Raw genomic sequence first — 16276 nt, 5'->3', positions numbered from 1 at the left:
AATACAAATATTGGCACTCTCGCATGGCGAGTGCAAGCCGATCGGCTCTGAGCGAATGGAATTATGAACGAATTATTCGTTTAGCCCCAGGGTGTCATCGGAGCCCAGAACCACGGTGACCCGGTTCGGAATGTTGCTGGTCTGCAGAACTTCGTCGATATTCAGGATTTCTGCAGCTTTTTCAGCGGTAGTCCGGTAGGACTCGGACATGTAATAAACCGTGGAGACTTCTGCGGGCCTGGTCCAGTTGTCGGCCACAATGCTGGTGAACCCGGCTTCGGCCATGGCGTCTTCGCCTTCATTAGCCAGACCGGCAACACTTGCCGCGTTGTACACGCCAATCAGCTGGCCGTAGAGCACGTCTTCGTCATCGATGGTGCTCGTTGGCGATGCGGATTCACTAGGTGTGGGTTCCACGGAAGGCTCAGCGGTGACTTCCTGGGTTTGCGAGGTGTCGCTTCCCGTGGAAGTCGCGAGGGTCTCCTTGAGCTGAGGGCCGAAGATGAAGGACAAGGCACCGATCACCAGCACGAGTACAGCGGTCAGCACTACCCAGCGCAATTTCCCACCGGTTGACTTCGACGCGGCGGACTGCGCCCATCCGTGGGCGTGGTGCGAACCCACACGGGTGCTGAACTCCGGAACGCGATCAAATTCGTCACGCGGGTAGTTGGTCATTCTTGTCCTTGCTCGAGGTCTGATTGGTCACGGCAGGCAGGGTTATCGTCCCGTGCCGACCTTACCGCCCACGCGACGTTTTGTGGAACGTGCTCTGCGCAGGCGCTTGACCAACATCGGGTCGTAGGCCAGTGCCGCGTCGGTTTCAATCAGCTGGTTCAGCAGCTGGTAGTAATTCGTCGGCGACATCGAAAACTGCTTGGTAATGGCTTGTTCCTTGGCCCCGGCATACTTCCACCACAACTTTTCCAGGTTGAGGATCTGTTGCGAACGCTCGTCCAATTCCGAATCCGGGTTCATGACGAAATCCACCAGCAATTCATTCTCAGCCATACGTTCTCACCTCTGTCCTTGGACCAGTTTTCTCGGGTTTCGGTTATGCATGTAATCCACCATCGGTAGACATACCACCGATATTCTAACCAATCTGCTTGCCTAACACCGTGTGGCCGAGCACAGGCACGCCAGAAAAACGGCACAATTACCCCTATGGACGATTTGCAGCCAGCACTTTTCGATGCACCCCAGCCAGCTCGGACACCAGTGTACGAAGCGGCGGATTTCCCGTTTTACCATGGCGCCCAATCCATGGCCGACCACGGGTTTATCGCTGGAGACTGGGTACCGGCACTTAGCGAGCAGGACTCGTTGCTGCGTTCCCTGGCCACCGATTTGGCGGCCCGTTCGGCGGCAGGTGAACAGATCCTGCCGGCACCGGAGGTGATGTTCCGCGCACTGAGCCTGCCATTGTCCGAAGTCAAGGTCCTAATTATTGGCCAAGACCCATATCCGACACCCGGCCACGCAAATGGTTTGGCCTTCGCGGCCAACAAGCAGGTGCGTCCGCTGCCGCGCTCCTTGGCCAATATCTACAAGGAATTGCAGTCCGATCTGGGGCTGGAGCCGGTTGCGCATCCGGATCTCAGTCCATGGCTCTCAGAAGGCGTCTTGCTGTTGAACCAGGTGCTCTCCGTAGCCGCTGGAAATGCCGGCTCGCATCAGAAGCTGGGTTGGGCGCCAATTCTGCATGCCATCCTCACTGCGCTCAATGACCGTCCGCGGCCTCCGGCGGCTTTGCTCTGGGGCAAGCATGCGCAGAAACTCTCCGAGTCCCTGTCCAACGCCGTGCAGCTGCAAAGCGCCCATCCCTCGCCGCTCTCAGCCTCGCGCGGGTTCTTCGGCTCCAAGCCCTTCTCAAGCATCAATCGGCTCCTGTCCGACCGCGGACAGAAGCCGATTGACTGGTCGTTGCCGAAAGCTTAGCGCCGGCGGATCCGCCGGCGCTCACGCCGGGCGCTGGAGGTCAATGGACGGCACAGCGTATCGCCGAAGACGACGCCGCCAGCGATGGAGAGCATGATCGCCATGGCGTTGAACATCTCCACCAGTCCCGTGGCGGTGTCATTGACGTTGATGACGATGCCGTACATCGCGCGGAAGATCATCAGGCCCGGAAGCAGGAACATGACCGCAGGAGCCGCTAGCACCAGCTGCGGGGAGCCGAGTTTGTCGGCCGCCAGCCGCGCGGCGAAACCGATCACCGTGGCGACCAGCGCCGGGGTAGCCCGGTCTCCGAGTCCTATGCTTTCGGCCAGCAGCTGCACCAGGTAGCCGCCGACCGCAATGCCGGCGGTAGGCAGCAGCAGGCGCAGCGCGCTCTGCTCGGTGACCGCACCGGCGACAATGGCCACGCCCACCAAGACCACCAGCAGCCAGGCCGGATAGTCGGTTTGGACGATCTGGTGAACGTCGACCTTCTCTCCCCCGAGCAGATCAGAGATCACCAGAGCCGTAGCAATTCCGCAGAGGATCGCCCCGTAGATCAGGCTGGCCGAGAACAACCGGCCTACCGCTGTCACCGGGAAGCCGTTGATGGCATCCTGCAATGCCGAAACGAATCTGCCCGACGGAAGCAGCAGCAAGATGCCGCCAGAGACCACCAGCGCCGGATCCAGCGGAGCGTGGAATTGATGCCCCAGCAAGGCAATGCCGGTGACCACCAATGTCGAGGCCGCGATAGTGAAGAACTCGGGCACTCTCCAGCGCGAGCCGTATCGGCCGATCTGCGTCACGAGGCTCGAGGACAGCATCGCCACCAGCGCACCAGCCCACGAGCCGCCAATGAAGAGCACGAACGCGGCCGCGAACACGGCCCGGCCGCAGGCGACGATCCAGCGCGGGAACGGCTTGGGCTGCCGCGTGATGTCCTTCAGCCGCTTCGCTGAAACGGATCGCGATACGCCGCCGGCAATGATATCCGAGACGAGTTCGTGCACCAGCACCATGCCGGCGTAGTTCGAGGTGTAGGAGCGGACCACACGCAGCACCGAGTAGCTTTCGGCGTCCGGCGGGCTGTAGTTCAAATGCAGGGACTGGTTGGTGATGTCCACATCCAAGTGGCTCAAGCCCAGTGCCGCGGTCACCGCGATCACGCTGGTTTCCACTTCCAAGGCGCCTGCGCCGTAGCGGATCAAGGTCTCGCCCAAATCCAGCGCGAACTCCATGGTGCGCCGGTTGGACGCGTCCTGGTCCACATTGACCTTGGGGTTGGCGTAGGGGGTGCCCTGCAGGCGCTCAACGATGTTCAGCGCCTCGGTGGGAGGGGTATCCGAGATCCACATTTTCGCCAGCAGCCGACGGGCCACCGGGTTGGCGCGGGTAGGCATGAGGGTAATGCCCTCATCGGTGGTGTGGACCTGGCCGGTGCGCCACTCGATATCCGAGACATCGGCAGCCGCCACGTTGGCGCTGACCGCCGTATTGAGCGGTAGTTCAGATGCCGTTGCCGGCTCTTCGGCGGGCTCTGCCGGATGGAAGCCCATGTTGATCTCACTAGTGGCAATGCGGGGCAAGACGCCAGCTAGCGGAGCCGGATCCTCGCCTACGGCATTCGACGAGGCGGCCTGTTCCTCGCTAGATCGATGCGCCACGAATCAAGCCCCCTCATCCAAAGTTTTTCCCATGGGATTCACCATACAACCCGTGCATGAAAAGTTGTCGGGAACGTGGCGAATTCGGGAGGTATCGCCGAACACATTTAAGGGTATTTTCGGCCACTGGAATACCGGCGCTCGGCAGTTGGTTGCACCATGCAGAAGTTAGATGTGTTTGCATATAATCCGGAGGATCCAATGAATACGCAGTTCCCATTGCCAGAAATCGGAGCCGAGACCTTCGGCGACATCACCGAGGATGCCCAGGGCAACCCGCTGAGCCATGCCCAGGTGATCCGCAATGTCATCGCCGAGGGGCAGCAGGCCGAAGCCTCGGGTCTTGATTTCTTCGGTGTCGGCGAGCACCACCGCGATGACTATGCCATCTCCTCCCCCGAAATGGTTCTGGCCGCCCTGGCCAGCACTACCCAGCGCATCAAGCTCGGCACCGCGGTGACCGTGCTCTCCAGCGACGACCCGGTGCGCGTCTACGAACGCTTTGCCACCTTGGACGCGATCTCCAACGGGCGAGTGGAGATCATCGCAGGCCGCGGCTCCTTCATCGAATCCTTCCCGCTCTTCGGCCTGGATCTTGAAGACTACGAGGACCTGTTCGAAGAGAAGCTGCATCTGCTGGCCAAGCTCCGCCACGGCACGCCGGTTTCCTGGCAGGGCAAGCACCGCGCCGCCTTGCGCAACCAGCAGATCTACCCGCTGCTGGAAGACCAGCCCTTGACCACCTGGGTGGGTGTGGGTGGCAGCCCGCAGTCGGTCACCCGCGCGGCCCGGCATGGCTTGCCGTTGTGCTTGGCCATTATCGGCGGCCAGCCCTCGGCCTTCGAAGGCTTGGCAACCCTCTACCGCCGTGCGCTGAAGGAGTTCGGCCATGGAGAATTGCCGGTCTCGGCGCACTTCCATGGCTTGGTGGCTTCCACCGACCAGGAGGCCCTGGAAACCCTCTGGCCGCATTACCAGCGCACCATGAATCGGCTGGGCGCCGAACGAGGCTGGCCGCCGGCCAGCAAGATGCGCTTGCAGGCTTCCATGGGGCCCGAGGGAGCCATGATGGCCGGCAGCCCGGAAACTGTGGCACGGAAGATGGCCAAGGTGGCCCAGCAGCTGGGCTTGTCCCGCGTTGACATCAAGTACTCTGCCGGTTCCTTGCCGCACGAGGCGATGATGAACAGCATCAAGTTGCTCGGAGAAGAGGTCAAGCCCATGGTGCACCAGCTGCTTGGCGCCTAGGATCCTGGCTGTCCCGGAAACAGCGAAAGCCACCGCATTGCGGTGGCTTTCGTTCTTGGTGGATCTTACTGGACTCGAACCAGCGACCTTTCGCGTGTGAGGCGAACGCTCTAACCAACTGAGCTAAAGATCCATCTGCGCCCTGACTTGCAAGCCAAGCGCATAAACAATCCTACCGGGCCGTGGACCTCACTCCAAATCGGCCACCGGTTCCAGCGCCCGGAATCCGTCCCCGGAACACGCCGAAATGCCGCTTCCAGCGCAGGTTCGAACAGTCGCGGTTCAGGCAATGAGTAGAGCAGAAAAACAGCGCCGAATAGTTTATTTGCGATTCACCTAAAAGTACCCATTTCCACTTGTCAAAAAGGGACTTTAGACTCCATAATTTTTCTAGCTCATCGAGCTCAAACTGGACCCTACAAGGAAGTTGCCGGAAGCCGCCGGCATCGGTCCCCTCAAGGCCAACGAAACCGCGCAGTGGATTTTTCCACCGCGCAAAAGCCTCATCTTTCGTTCGTTCTTAGAATTTAGGACCGTACCCAGTGTTTGAAAACCTGAACTTTTCCTTGTCATCCCTATGCGTTCAGCCGGCCCAGCGCGCCGAATTAGCGACCCTTTACCCCCTGGTCGACCAGCGTTGGAACCAGAAGTTCGACCGGCTCTCGCTGCTTGTGACCGTGCGCGACCAGGGCACCTTGGTTGCCGCAGGCCTCGTGCATGATTCCATCATTGCCCCGACTTCTTCGATGAACGCCGTGGAGCTCGGTTGCATGGCCGTGCGCCCGGACTACCGCCGCCTGGGCATCCGCCAGCATGCGACGTCGCTGCGCCTTGCCCACGCGCTGCGTTCGGGCAAAACCCCGATCAGCGTCATCGATTCGCAGAACCCGGCATCCTGGGCCTTCTACGAGCGCTCGGAACTGTGGCAGCGCGAGCGCAGCTTCGAGCACGATGGGCAGCTGAAGTTCATCTACCGGGCCACCGTGGCCGCATGGCAGTGGGCCGCGCAATTGCCGCAGGCCTCCGAGGACCACGTGGCCATCCACCTTCCCGAAATTGCGATGCCAGCCCCGAGCCTCATGGCCGGCCCGGCCCCGGTCCAGGGATTCGCCGCGCAGTTCGGATCCGATGATTCGGCCTCCGCCGTGCCGGTGATGTGACCGCCTAGAACAGGGCGTCCTGCTGTTCGTCCACGGAGCCGTGGCCCGGCAGCGGGGCAACTTCTCCGGCCCGGCGAGCGCGAGCGGCCTCGTGCAGGTCAATCGGGGTGACCTTCAGGACCGCATCGACCATGGCGTTGAGGAACTGCGGCGCGGCAATATCCGCTGGCACCGGAGCGTGGACGCATTTCACTTCGGGATCCTCTGCGCTCTCATCCCAATCCACCAGCAGCAGGCCGGTAGCGGTGTACCCGAAGCCGTCGCCGAAGTCGCGCAGCTTGCGGATCATATCCACGGTGCGGCGGAAGGCGGCCGGCTCGGATTCCAGGATCGTGGCACGCTGCACGAAGAAGAACCCGACGGCTGCCAGCGGGTAGCGGGCCCGCAGGTTAGCCGCATCTCCATAGGCCTCTTCATAGCGGTTGGCCAGGTTCTTGCCGAAGGATGAGGTCATCGCCTTGGTGCTGAGCAGCAGTTCGGGACCGGTGGACCAATGGGTCATCACCACGTCGGTTTGCTTCATGTAGGCGCGGCCCAGGATGCGAGCGTCGATGCTGCCCGCCTTGCCCGCCATGATGGACTCGTGCACCTCGTCGGCCAGCCGCTCCGGCAGCTTGCGCAGCAGTTCCAGGATGTCGCTGGACAGGACCCGGGGCGCCTCGGGACGCGGCCACACCAGATCCGCATCGAATCCGGCACGGCGCAATTCATGGGCCAGCCATGCGTCCACGCCCTGGGCAAAGCGGCCCGATCGGGTGACCGCCTTGTTGCGGACCGGGATGCTCAGCAGGCGTTCGAGCACCGGGAAGGACGGGTTGAATTCCTCGGTTACCGCGCCTTTGCCCAGCCAGGGCGAATCCTTCGCCGCTGACATCAAGGTGGTATCGAATTCGGCAAAGGCCAAGGTCTTTTCGATCGCAGGATTGGCCACGTTCATCCCCTCACGGCTTTGCTTCTGGCCTTGCGGCGTTCGAGCATATTCATTCGTGCAGTGCGGACCGCCTCCAGCGCATCCGGCTCCAAGCCGAGCAGCTGCTCGAGCACCACGCCGTCCACCAGGTCGGTGGCCTCTTGCTTGCGCCCCTGCACCAGCAGTTCACGCACCGCCGGCTTGATGGCACGCAATTGCCGGGCATAGCGCTGCACCATGCCGATCGCCGGGACCGGCAGCTGGTCGGCTTCACGCGGTTCCAGCTTCAGGATGCCGCCGCCGTAGGAGCGGCCCACCATTTCGGCTCCGAGCATGGTCAGGGTATTGAGCGATGCCACCGGGAGCAGCTCGCGGCCCAGCTCGCGCGCATCGGCGCCGAGGTACACCCCATGGATCGAGTTGATGTGGTGCACCGCGGCCTCGTTGGCGGTCAACCGCGGGGTGTCGGCGTTCATGTAGGTCATGAACAGGTCCGGCACCGAGAGCACCGGCACCCGCCACCACGGGGAGCGCACCTTGCACTTGTAGGCCTGGTCGACGTTCTGCAGTTCACCGCTGGCCACGAAGCGCGCACCGGCGCCGCTGGGTTCCGCGCCGGGGCGGAACATGTAGGCAGCTGCCCCGTGCTCGGCGAGCTTTTCCCAGCCGTCCTCGCTCAATTCCAGCCCGCGCAGGTGGCGCGAGCCCGGAGGCGAGATCCGGATCAGGTCCTCGCGGGCCAGCCCCAGGTCCTGGATCTGCTGGGCCGAGAGGGTGAACCACTTATTATTGCCGGTGACCGCGCCCAGCGAGGTTTCGCCCCAGGACTGCAGCGGCGCCATCCGGCCGGCGGCCAGTGCCGCCGACAAGATCCCCTGGGCTTCAAGGCCGACCAGGGAACCGGTCCAGCGCTCGTTCATGCGCACCGGGGTGTGGCGGGTGCCTTCGCCCAGGGCTTGCAGATCCAGGGCATTGCGGAATTGGTGCAGGTTGAAGGAACCGCTAGCCCCTTCGCGGTAGCCCTCGGCCAGCAGCAGCACCACTTCTTCCTGCGCGTCGGCGAACAAGCGCTCTTCGAAGACGGCCAGGTGCACGCTGGCGAAGCGCTCAAGCAGCATCTGGCGGACAGGTCCGGCATAGTTCACGAACATCAGCTCTGCCGGAAGCACCAGGGCCAGGCGCCCGCCGACGGCAAGGAAGCTGGTGGCGTGCACGACGAAAGCGGCCCAGATGCTGGCAAGTTCATTCAGTTCCACGCCCGAGGCTTTGGCCGCGGCGCGCGAGAGCTGCCGGTCAGCTCCGCGGTGCAGCTGGTAGCGCACGTAGGGAGGGTTGCCGATGACAGCGTCGTACTCGGCGTTGCCGGTGACCTCGAAGAAGTTGGCGTGCTCGATGCGCGCGTCGATCCCGGCGGCGCTCATCCGCTCGCGGGCGGCCTGAACCGATGGTTCGTGCAGTTCCAGGCCCACCAGCTCGACCCGCTCTCGGCCATCTGCAAGCACCGGATGGGCAGCGGCAAGGAATTGCGCTTCACCGCAGGAGGGTTCCAGGACCTTGGATCCTTGCTTTCCCAGCGCCCACTGCGCCATGAAGCTGGCAACGGGTTCCGGGGTGAAGTAGGCTCCGCGCGCATGGCGGGCGGTGGCCTGATCTGTCAATTCTCTACTCAACACGCATCGATCTTTCCACGTAGGCCAGACAGTTCGGCTGGACCGGTAGACCGAGTCCGGGCGGCAACTTCTCTATTCTACGTGCGCGGGCATCTGGCTGGTTCCTGTTCCTAGTGGGCTGCTTCGGCTTTGCCCTTGTGGCGCAGCTTCTGGATGCCCCGGATGATGACGGTAATCACGGTACCCATGATGAAACCGGCAAGGCAGGAGAAGGCGGTGTTCACCAGCCAGCCCAGCACGGCGCCAGCCTGGCCGGTCGCGTCGTGGACCAGCAGTTCCACGTGGTGCACGAAGCCGTACGGTGCGTGCCAGCCCAGTTCATCCATGCCGACCAGCAGCAGGTGCCCGCCGACCCAGAGCATCGCGATCACGCCGACCTTGCTCAGGATGGACATCACGATGGGCATCGCCTTGACCAGGCCGCGCCCGATCTTCTGCGTGAGCTGGCGCGGCTTGGCGGCCATGTGCAGGCCGATGTCGTCCATTTTGACGATCAAGCCCACGGCGCCATAGACCACGACGGTCATCAGGATGGCGATCACAATCAGGATCAGTGCGCGATTCAAGAACGGCTCGTGGGACACCTCGTTCAGCGAGATGACCATGATCTCCGCGGAAAGCACGAGGTCTGTGCGCACTGCCGATCCGATAATCGCTTTCTCGTCGCGCACTCCCTCCTTGCCGCCCGGAGTGTGGTGCTTGATCGCGCCCATCGCCTCAAGCAGCTTCTCGGCGCCTTCGAAAACCAGATAGGCGCCACCAATCATCAGGATCGGGGTCAGCGCCCATGGAGCGAACTGCGATAGGACCAGCGCCACCGGAAGGATGAACAGCATCTTGTTCCGGATAGACCCAACGGCGATCTTCCAGATGATTGGAAGCTCGCGCTTGGGCGAGAGCCCGGCCACGTACTGCGGGGTGACTGCCGCATCGTCGATGACGACGCCTAGCGATTTGGTGCTGGCCTTGCCAGCGCCCAGCGCGATGTCGTCAAGGGATGCCGCGGTGACTTTCACCAGCGCCGCCACGTCGTCCAATAGTGCTGCAAGGCCTCCGGCCATGGTCGGCTCCTCAAATATAGGTTCTGCGCAAAATTCTACCGGCGGGATCTTTGAGCCTGCCATAGGCGCGACGCTGGCTCGGGCATGATCTGGGGCTAAAAAAAAGAAACCGCGCCATGAAGATTCATGGACACGGTTCCCGTTGCTGGTCCAGGACCAGGTCAGAGCCCCCTACCGGATTCGAACCGGTGACCTTCAGTTTACAAGACAGACGCTCTGGCCAGCTGAGCTAAGGGGGCGTACCGAATAAGAATATCCGAAAACCCTGCGGCACTGCGAATTGGCGATGCTCCGAGTTAAATGCCGATGGGAAGGAAGCCAGCATTGGCTTCCTTCCCATCGGTCGGGGTGCGAGATCAATAAGGATACTACCGGATCCCGAACAATTGTCCAGAGGCTACCGGTTCGACTTACTTGTTGGCAGCGATTGCTTCCTTCACTGCGGTTGGGAAGTCTTCCTTTGCCAGATCGACTACCTCGCCCTGGACGAAGATCGATGGGGTGCCAGCCACGCCATCGTACTGGCCGGCAGTAGTGGTGTACTGGACGAATGGACGGAACTTGTCATCTGCGATGCAGCTTTCAACGGACTGCGCAGCGCCATTCTGGATCGCCAGATCGGCCAGCTCGGCGTTCTTCATCTCGCCCTCTGGGTAGTGGCCCCACAGCGCCTTGACGAAGCCCATGTAGGCTTCTGGGCTTTCGTCGGCGACGCAAGCCAATGCGTTGGCGCCGCGCGAGGAGAAGTTGGTTGCTGAACCACGGTCAAGGTAGCCGACGTTGCGGTATTCAACGGTGACGTCGCCGTTGGCCAGCCATTCCTCGATCTGGTCCCCGTAGGTAGCCTCGAAGTCTGCACAGTGAACGCAGTTGGCGTCAACGTACATGGCGATGTTGATCGGTTCGCCCTTTTCAGCCACCGTCAGGTCGCGTGGGGTAGCAGGCGATGGCGCCTCGGCAGGTGCTTCGAGCGTCTTGATATCCACATTCTCGATGGACTTCTCTGCGACAGTGTCCGGCGAGGTGACCATGATGCCACCGGCTGCGGTAGCGCCCTGCGGCACGGCGCCGGAGTCTGCCACCTTTGCGTTGTTGTTCTGCACGATCAAGGTAACTACCAGTGCGATGACCACAATGACTGCGGCCAATACGCCCAGCTTCACGAAAAGCGACTTGCGCTTCTGAGCGGCATCTTGAGCGGCACGCATCTGCGCCGCCTTCTCTCGGGCACTCGCGGTTCGCTCTGCCTTCGATGGGCGCGGATTATTTGTAGACATAAATTTGGCGGTTCCTTGGTCAGCGGACAACTATCATCTGGAGTCAAGCTTAGCCAACTCCGAGCGCCAATATCCTTGAAAACTCAAGATTCCCCACCTTCACAGGACTCACATATCTTTCGCATACAGCACCCAAAGTGCTTCGAAAACCTTAAGTTGAGCGTTAAACCAAGTCATCGGCGGATATCGTTTCTTTGCTGCCGGTTCTTTGCTGACCACGCGGCACATGCGCAGAAGTAGCCCATATGACGGAGAAATCCGCCCCTTCGTTCCCTTAGCAGTCAGTTTTCACTAGGCTAAATAGCAAGAGCGAGGAAATTTGACGAGAAGTCATTCACTCAGAACCGACGAATCTGCACCACGCCGGTGAACCAGATTGAACAAACCAGGAGGTTTGCAGTGGGTACCCCAGCGCCGAGTACAAAGACCGAAAATTCCTACGATTTTGTGGTTGTAGCCAACCGCCTTCCGGTGGACCGCATCACCAACCCTGACGGATCGCAAGGATTCCAGCGTTCGCCCGGTGGTTTGGTTACCGCCTTGGAACCGGTCATGGCTGCGTCCGAAGGTGCCTGGGTAGGCTGGCATGGCGGTATTGGCGAGAAGCTGGAGAGCTTCGACAAGGATGACATCCATCTGGTTCCGGTCCCCCTGGATGAGGATGACCTGACCCTCTACTACGAGGGCTTCTCCAACTCGACGCTTTGGCCGCTCTACCACGACGTCATCGTGCCACCGGAGTACCACCGCACCTGGTGGGACCGCTACAAGCGGATCAACCAGCGATTCGCCGATGCCGTACTGGAAATCGCGGCCCCGAACGCTACCGTGTGGGTCCACGACTACCAGCTGCAGCTGGTTCCGCAGATGCTGCGGCTGGCGCGACCCGATCTGAAAATCGGCTTCTTCCTGCACATACCGTTCCCGGCGGCCAGCCTGTTTTCGCAGCTGCCCTGGCGCACCCAGATCTTGCAGGGACTGGTCGGCGCGGACTTGGTCGGGTTCCAGCGCGAAACCGATGCGAGCAATTTCCTGCGCTGCTTGCGCCGGTTCACCGACTACTCCACCAAGGGCGATGTGGCTTCGCCCCCAGCCGGTAACGACATGCAGAATCTCTGCCGTGCCAATGCGCATCCGATTTCCATCGATACCGAGCAAATCGCCAAGCTCGCACGCGATCCGCAAATCATTGCCCGTGCCGCCCAGATCCGCCATGAGCTGGGCAATCCGAAAACCATCATGCTGGGCGTGGACCGCTTGGACTACACCAAGGGCATTCGCCACCGCCTGAAGGCCTATGGCGAGCTGCTCTCCGACCAGACTCTGCGCGCCGGTGATGTCTGCCTGATCCAGGTAGCCAGCCCCAGCCGGGAAAACGTGGACAGCTACATCGAGCTGCGTGACCAGGTCGAGCTCATGGTCGGGCAGATCACCGGCCAGCATGACACCCTGAGCCACACCACCCTGCGCTACCTTCACCAGTCCTATCCGCTACGCGAAATGATCGCCATGTATCTGGCAGCCGATGTCCTGCTGGTCACGGCCCTGCGCGATGGGATGAATCTGGTGGCCAAGGAGTTCGTCGCTGCGCACCAGGATGGTCGCGGCGTACTGGTGCTCTCGGAGTACACCGGCGCTGCAGATCAGCTGACCCAGGCGGTCCTGGTCAACCCGCACGACATCGACGGAATGAAGGCCAAGATCGTTGAAGCGGTTCAGATGAATGAGGCAGAGCAGGAACGCCGGATGAAACGCATGAACCGCCACTTGGCGCTCAACGACGTCTCGAAGTGGTCCGAGGACTTCCTGGCCGAGCTGGCCGAGATCAACGCGGCCACCTCCGTGCACGAAATCGTTCGCTAGAAGATTCCGACGGGAATCCTGATCTCCGATGAGGAATACCATTGCCTGACCTTGACCCTGCCCTGCAGGCCGCGCTGGCTGAATTTGCTGCCCATCAGCGGGTACTAGTTGCTTTGGACTTTGATGGAACGATGTCCCCGCTGGTTGACCGGCCGCAAGAGGCCCGGCCGCTGGAAGAGTCTGCTGCTGCCTTCGAGCAGCTGGCTTCCAGTCCCGGGGTATACACCGCGGTGGTGTCGGGGCGTAACCTGCAGTCCTTGAGCGAGGTCTATCCTGAGCCTCGTCCAGAGATTCGCATTGGTTCGCACGGTGCCGAGCGCTTGGTTCCGCCACAGCTGGGCGCGATCTGGCACGATGAGCCGCTGACCGCTAGGCAGTCCGAGCTGCTCGGGCAAATTACCCAGCGCCTGGAACGAGTTGCTGCGATGCACGCGAACGCCGGCGTGGAGTACAAACCGTCGGCCACGGTCCTGCACGTCCGCCAGGCAACACCTGATGTTGCCGCCAAGGCCCTGGCACAGGCGCGGCAGGCGCTAGGTGATTTGGACGGCATCAAACTGCTTGAAGGCAAAGCGGTGCTAGAGGCCACCGTGCATCACGGCGATAAGGGCCAGAGCCTGCAGTGGTTGCGTGAAGTCCTCGACGTCCAAGCGGTCCTTTTTGTCGGTGATGACGTGACCGACGAGAACGGATTCAAGGTGCTTGGCGCAGCGGATCTGGGCATCAAGGTGGGATCTGGACCAACTGCGGCCGCGCATAATATCCTTTCGCCAAGTGAATTACCACACCTTTTGAAAAGTCTGATTTCCATGCGACACTGAAGTGTCCCAACTCACTTTCACTACGGATCGTCGGGCACGTACCTGCCCGTGAAAGGATTGTCATCATGGCAACTGTGACCTTTGAAAAGGCCACCCGCATTTACCCGGGCGCACTTGTGCCTTCCGTCGACGCTATCGACTTGGAAATCCAAGATGGAGAATTCCTTGTCCTGGTCGGCCCCTCGGGTTGCGGCAAGTCCACCACCCTGCGCATGCTCGCGGGTTTGGAAGAAGTAAACTCCGGTCGTATTCTCATTGGCGATAAGGATGTGACCAACGTTCCGCCTAAGGACCGCGACATCGCCATGGTCTTCCAGAACTACGCGCTGTACCCCCACATGACCGTTGCCGAGAATATGGGCTTTGCCTTGAAGATCGCCGGCGTCGACAAGGAGGAACGCAAGAAGCGCGTGCTGGAAGCAGCCAAGCTTCTCGATCTGGAGAAGTACTTGGACCGCAAGCCCAAGGCCTTGTCTGGCGGCCAGCGTCAGCGTGTGGCCATGGGTCGCGCCATCGTTCGTTCGCCCCAGGTGTTCTTGATGGACGAACCGCTGTCCAACCTCGATGCAAAGCTGCGCGTGCAGACCCGTACCCAGATTGCGTCGCTGACCCGCCGACTCGGTGTCACGACCGTGTACGTGACCCACGACCAGGTGGAAGCCTTGACTATGGGTGACCGCGTTGCCGTACTCAAGGACGGCGAGTTGCAGCAGGTAGGCACTCCTCGTGAGCTCTACGATCGCCCACGCAATGTCTTCGTCGCAGGCTTCATCGGGTCCCCTGCCATGAACCTGGTGCAGTTGCAGTCTGCCAATGGACAGGTTGCTTTCGGTTCAGCTGTTATCGATGCGCCTGGAGCACAGGGTGGAGTCACCTTGGGCTTCCGTCCAGAGGACATCGAGATTGTCGGTGCCGGCGAAGGCGTGGAGATTGTTGTCGACGTTGTTGAAGAGCTCGGCGCAGATGCCTACATCTACGGTTCGGCAGAGCTAGGCGGCGAAACTCAGATAGTCGTGGTTCGCGTTGACGGCCGTACGCCGCCCGCACGTGGACAGCGCATCAATATTGCACCAAATCTGCAGCACGCGCACCTGTTTGATACGGAAAGCGGTCTGCGCTTGGACAACGCCTAATACTGGCTAGCGCCAATGGCGGCTTGGAAATTGAACTCCAAGCCGCCATTGGCTTTAAGTCCGCTGCGCGAGAGTCTGGTTAAACATCGAAGGCCCCGAACAAAAGTTCGGGGCCTTCGGCAAATTATGCCCGGCGATGACCTACTCTCCCACACCCTCCCGAGTGCAGTACCATCGGCGCTGTGGGTCTTAGCTTCCAGGTTCGGTATGGATCTGGGCGTTTCCCCCACGCTATGATCGCCGCAACTCTATACCTCATGGCTAGCCATGGGAAAACTACGGTGTCATTCGCGATTGCGACAACTCCATAACTATATCAAGCACGCAGTGGATGCGCCACTTCAGAACGCGTTACCAATAGTGTCCTTCGCCATACCCGGCTAACTGGGCTAGCTCCAGATATCATCCCCGCGGAGCGTAGCCTCGGCACCGCCATCGCAGTAAATCGTTTGCCCGGTGACGTGAGTATTTTCTGCACTCGTTAGCCACAGCAGTAGCTTGGCAATTACCACGGCTTCAGAATGGTAGTTCAATGGCATCGGCACATTCTGGTCAACCATCGATTTGCCTTCTTCTGTCGCCAATAGGTCCCGGGTCATGTTGGTGATCACGGTGCCAGGAGCCACAGCGTTCAATGGGATCCCTGCGCCGGCCCACTTCTCCGAGATGCACTCGCGGCGAACCCAGCGGCTCAGCGCACGCTTGGAGGACGGGTAATTCAGGTAACCGGATCGCGGGCCAGCGGCTTCCAAGGCTGCACCAATGGCCAGGGCTGCTTCCTCGTCGCCTGCAAGCAACGCATCAACGAGTTCAGCGGAATTCTGCTGGATCGAGGCCATCGAGGAAACCACGGCCACGCGTGGTGACTGCGAGAGTCCCAATGCAGGCAGCAGGCCTTCCAGATACCTGGTTACGCCGAAGTAGTTTACCGAGACGGTAATCGCATTAGGAGCCGAGATGCCTGCGGCCGCGATGACCGCGTCAATCTTGCCTTCGGAATGCTCTAGGGTCTGGCTGATGGCGCTTAGCCGGCCCGCCTGCGTCGATAGGTCAGCAGTGACCTCAGCATCGCGTAGATCAACTCCAATGACCTTGTGCCCACGTTCTCGAATCAATTCTGCAGTGGCCGCGCCAATACCGGAAGCAGCGCCAGTAACGACATAAGTTCTCACGTTCGGTTTCCCTCTTTCGCAATTGGAAGACGAGTCGAGTCACCGTCGATGAGTCAGTCGCAGCCTCGCTCATAACCCACACTATGCCCATTTCGAGTGGCCCCTTGAACAATGATGCCTAAGTCAAGTGTTTGTGGTTGCCTTAGTCGCTCAGCAGCTATCGAGGTTAAAGCAGGAGGGAGGAGGAACCAGGCAGCACCAGCTGCCCAATTCCCCCTCCCTTCTCGTTAAACAGGTGAGGCCCCGGCACCAAACGGTACCAGGGCCTCAAACCATCTACTCAAGTTAAGTCCGGCGGTGACCTACTCTCCCACACCCTCACGAGTGCAGTACCATCGGCGCAGTGGGCCTTA

General features: G+C 60.9%; 14 protein-coding genes, 2 tRNA genes and 1 rRNA gene. 6 read left to right on the top strand and 11 right to left on the bottom strand.

Annotated features, from left to right (window positions below):
- Positions 1-72 precede the first annotated feature (72 nt).
- Positions 73-678: a LytR C-terminal domain-containing protein gene (locus tag AAZQ98_RS15775; protein ID WP_105659121.1), complete on the bottom strand. Its 606-nt coding sequence runs from the start codon at positions 676-678 to the stop codon at positions 73-75.
- Between the two features lie 42 nt (positions 679-720).
- Complete coding sequence (locus tag AAZQ98_RS15770) at positions 721-1011, bottom strand: DUF3263 domain-containing protein (RefSeq protein ID WP_105659120.1); 291 nt, start codon at positions 1009-1011, stop codon at positions 721-723.
- A gap of 156 nt (positions 1012-1167) precedes the next feature.
- Between AAZQ98_RS15770 and AAZQ98_RS15765 the strand changes: the two genes are divergently transcribed.
- Positions 1168-1941 carry a uracil-DNA glycosylase gene (locus AAZQ98_RS15765; RefSeq protein ID WP_434693604.1) on the top strand — a complete coding sequence of 258 codons (774 nt, stop codon included), beginning with the start codon at positions 1168-1170 and terminating at the stop codon, positions 1939-1941.
- Here AAZQ98_RS15765 and AAZQ98_RS15760 read toward each other — a convergent pair.
- On the bottom strand, positions 1938-3608 hold the full coding sequence (locus AAZQ98_RS15760) for a threonine/serine ThrE exporter family protein (RefSeq protein ID WP_434693601.1): 1671 nt from the start codon (positions 3606-3608) through the stop codon (positions 1938-1940). The genes AAZQ98_RS15765 and AAZQ98_RS15760 overlap by 4 nt on opposite strands.
- A gap of 201 nt (positions 3609-3809) precedes the next feature.
- Here AAZQ98_RS15760 and AAZQ98_RS15755 point away from each other — a divergent pair, with 201 nt between their 5' ends.
- Positions 3810-4856: an LLM class flavin-dependent oxidoreductase gene (locus AAZQ98_RS15755; RefSeq protein ID WP_105661591.1), complete on the top strand. Its 1047-nt coding sequence runs from the start codon at positions 3810-3812 to the stop codon at positions 4854-4856.
- 56 nt (positions 4857-4912) lie between these two features.
- On the opposite strand, the gene AAZQ98_RS15750 is transcribed toward AAZQ98_RS15755, so the two are convergent.
- A tRNA-Val gene (locus tag AAZQ98_RS15750) sits at positions 4913-4989 on the bottom strand.
- Positions 4990-5398: 409 nt separating this feature from the next.
- Here AAZQ98_RS15750 and AAZQ98_RS15745 point away from each other — a divergent pair.
- Entirely contained in the window at positions 5399-6016 is a 618-nt protein-coding gene (locus AAZQ98_RS15745) for a GNAT family N-acetyltransferase (RefSeq protein ID WP_434693599.1), read from the top strand.
- 4 nt (positions 6017-6020) lie between these two features.
- Here AAZQ98_RS15745 and AAZQ98_RS15740 read toward each other — a convergent pair whose 3' ends face one another.
- From AAZQ98_RS15740 to AAZQ98_RS15720, 5 genes are all read right to left on the bottom strand, one after another.
- Complete coding sequence (locus AAZQ98_RS15740; protein WP_434693597.1) at positions 6021-6953, bottom strand: hypothetical protein; 933 nt, start codon at positions 6951-6953, stop codon at positions 6021-6023.
- Entirely contained in the window at positions 6950-8599 is a 1650-nt protein-coding gene (locus AAZQ98_RS15735; RefSeq protein ID WP_434693594.1) for an HsdM family class I SAM-dependent methyltransferase, read from the bottom strand. The genes AAZQ98_RS15740 and AAZQ98_RS15735 overlap by 4 nt, the downstream gene beginning before the upstream one ends.
- Positions 8600-8706: 107 nt before the next feature.
- Positions 8707-9657, bottom strand: a complete 951-nt coding sequence (locus AAZQ98_RS15730; RefSeq protein WP_434693593.1) for a DUF808 domain-containing protein — start codon at positions 9655-9657, stop codon at positions 8707-8709.
- A gap of 165 nt (positions 9658-9822) precedes the next feature.
- Positions 9823-9896: transfer RNA gene (locus AAZQ98_RS15725), tRNA-Thr, on the bottom strand.
- A gap of 171 nt (positions 9897-10067) precedes the next feature.
- Entirely contained in the window at positions 10068-10934 is an 867-nt protein-coding gene (locus tag AAZQ98_RS15720; protein WP_332487742.1) for a DsbA family protein, read from the bottom strand.
- A gap of 399 nt (positions 10935-11333) precedes the next feature.
- Here AAZQ98_RS15720 and AAZQ98_RS15715 point away from each other — a divergent pair, with 399 nt between their 5' ends.
- The 3 genes from AAZQ98_RS15715 (at position 11334) to AAZQ98_RS15705 (ending at position 14751) form a co-directional block, all read left to right on the top strand.
- Positions 11334-12797: an alpha,alpha-trehalose-phosphate synthase (UDP-forming) gene (locus tag AAZQ98_RS15715; RefSeq protein ID WP_388024933.1), complete on the top strand. Its 1464-nt coding sequence runs from the start codon at positions 11334-11336 to the stop codon at positions 12795-12797.
- 41 nt (positions 12798-12838) lie between these two features.
- Positions 12839-13618, top strand: a complete 780-nt coding sequence (gene otsB / locus AAZQ98_RS15710; RefSeq protein ID WP_434693590.1) for a trehalose-phosphatase — start codon at positions 12839-12841, stop codon at positions 13616-13618.
- Positions 13619-13683: 65 nt separating this feature from the next.
- A complete protein-coding gene (locus tag AAZQ98_RS15705) occupies positions 13684-14751 on the top strand; it encodes an ABC transporter ATP-binding protein (RefSeq protein ID WP_105659109.1) in 1068 nt (355 codons plus the stop codon).
- Between the two features lie 128 nt (positions 14752-14879).
- Here AAZQ98_RS15705 and rrf read toward each other — a convergent pair.
- Positions 14880-14996 (bottom strand): 5S ribosomal RNA (gene rrf, locus AAZQ98_RS15700).
- 144 nt (positions 14997-15140) lie between these two features.
- Entirely contained in the window at positions 15141-15923 is a 783-nt protein-coding gene (locus AAZQ98_RS15695; protein WP_434693587.1) for an SDR family oxidoreductase, read from the bottom strand.
- Positions 15924-16276: the final 353 nt, after the last annotated feature.

The sequence above is a fragment of the Glutamicibacter sp. Je.9.36 genome (assembly GCF_051129975.1).
GTDB lineage: Bacteria > Actinomycetota > Actinomycetes > Actinomycetales > Micrococcaceae > Glutamicibacter.
The sequence above is the reverse complement of the archived record's forward strand: the minus strand, read 5'-3'. Positions and strand labels throughout refer to the sequence as shown.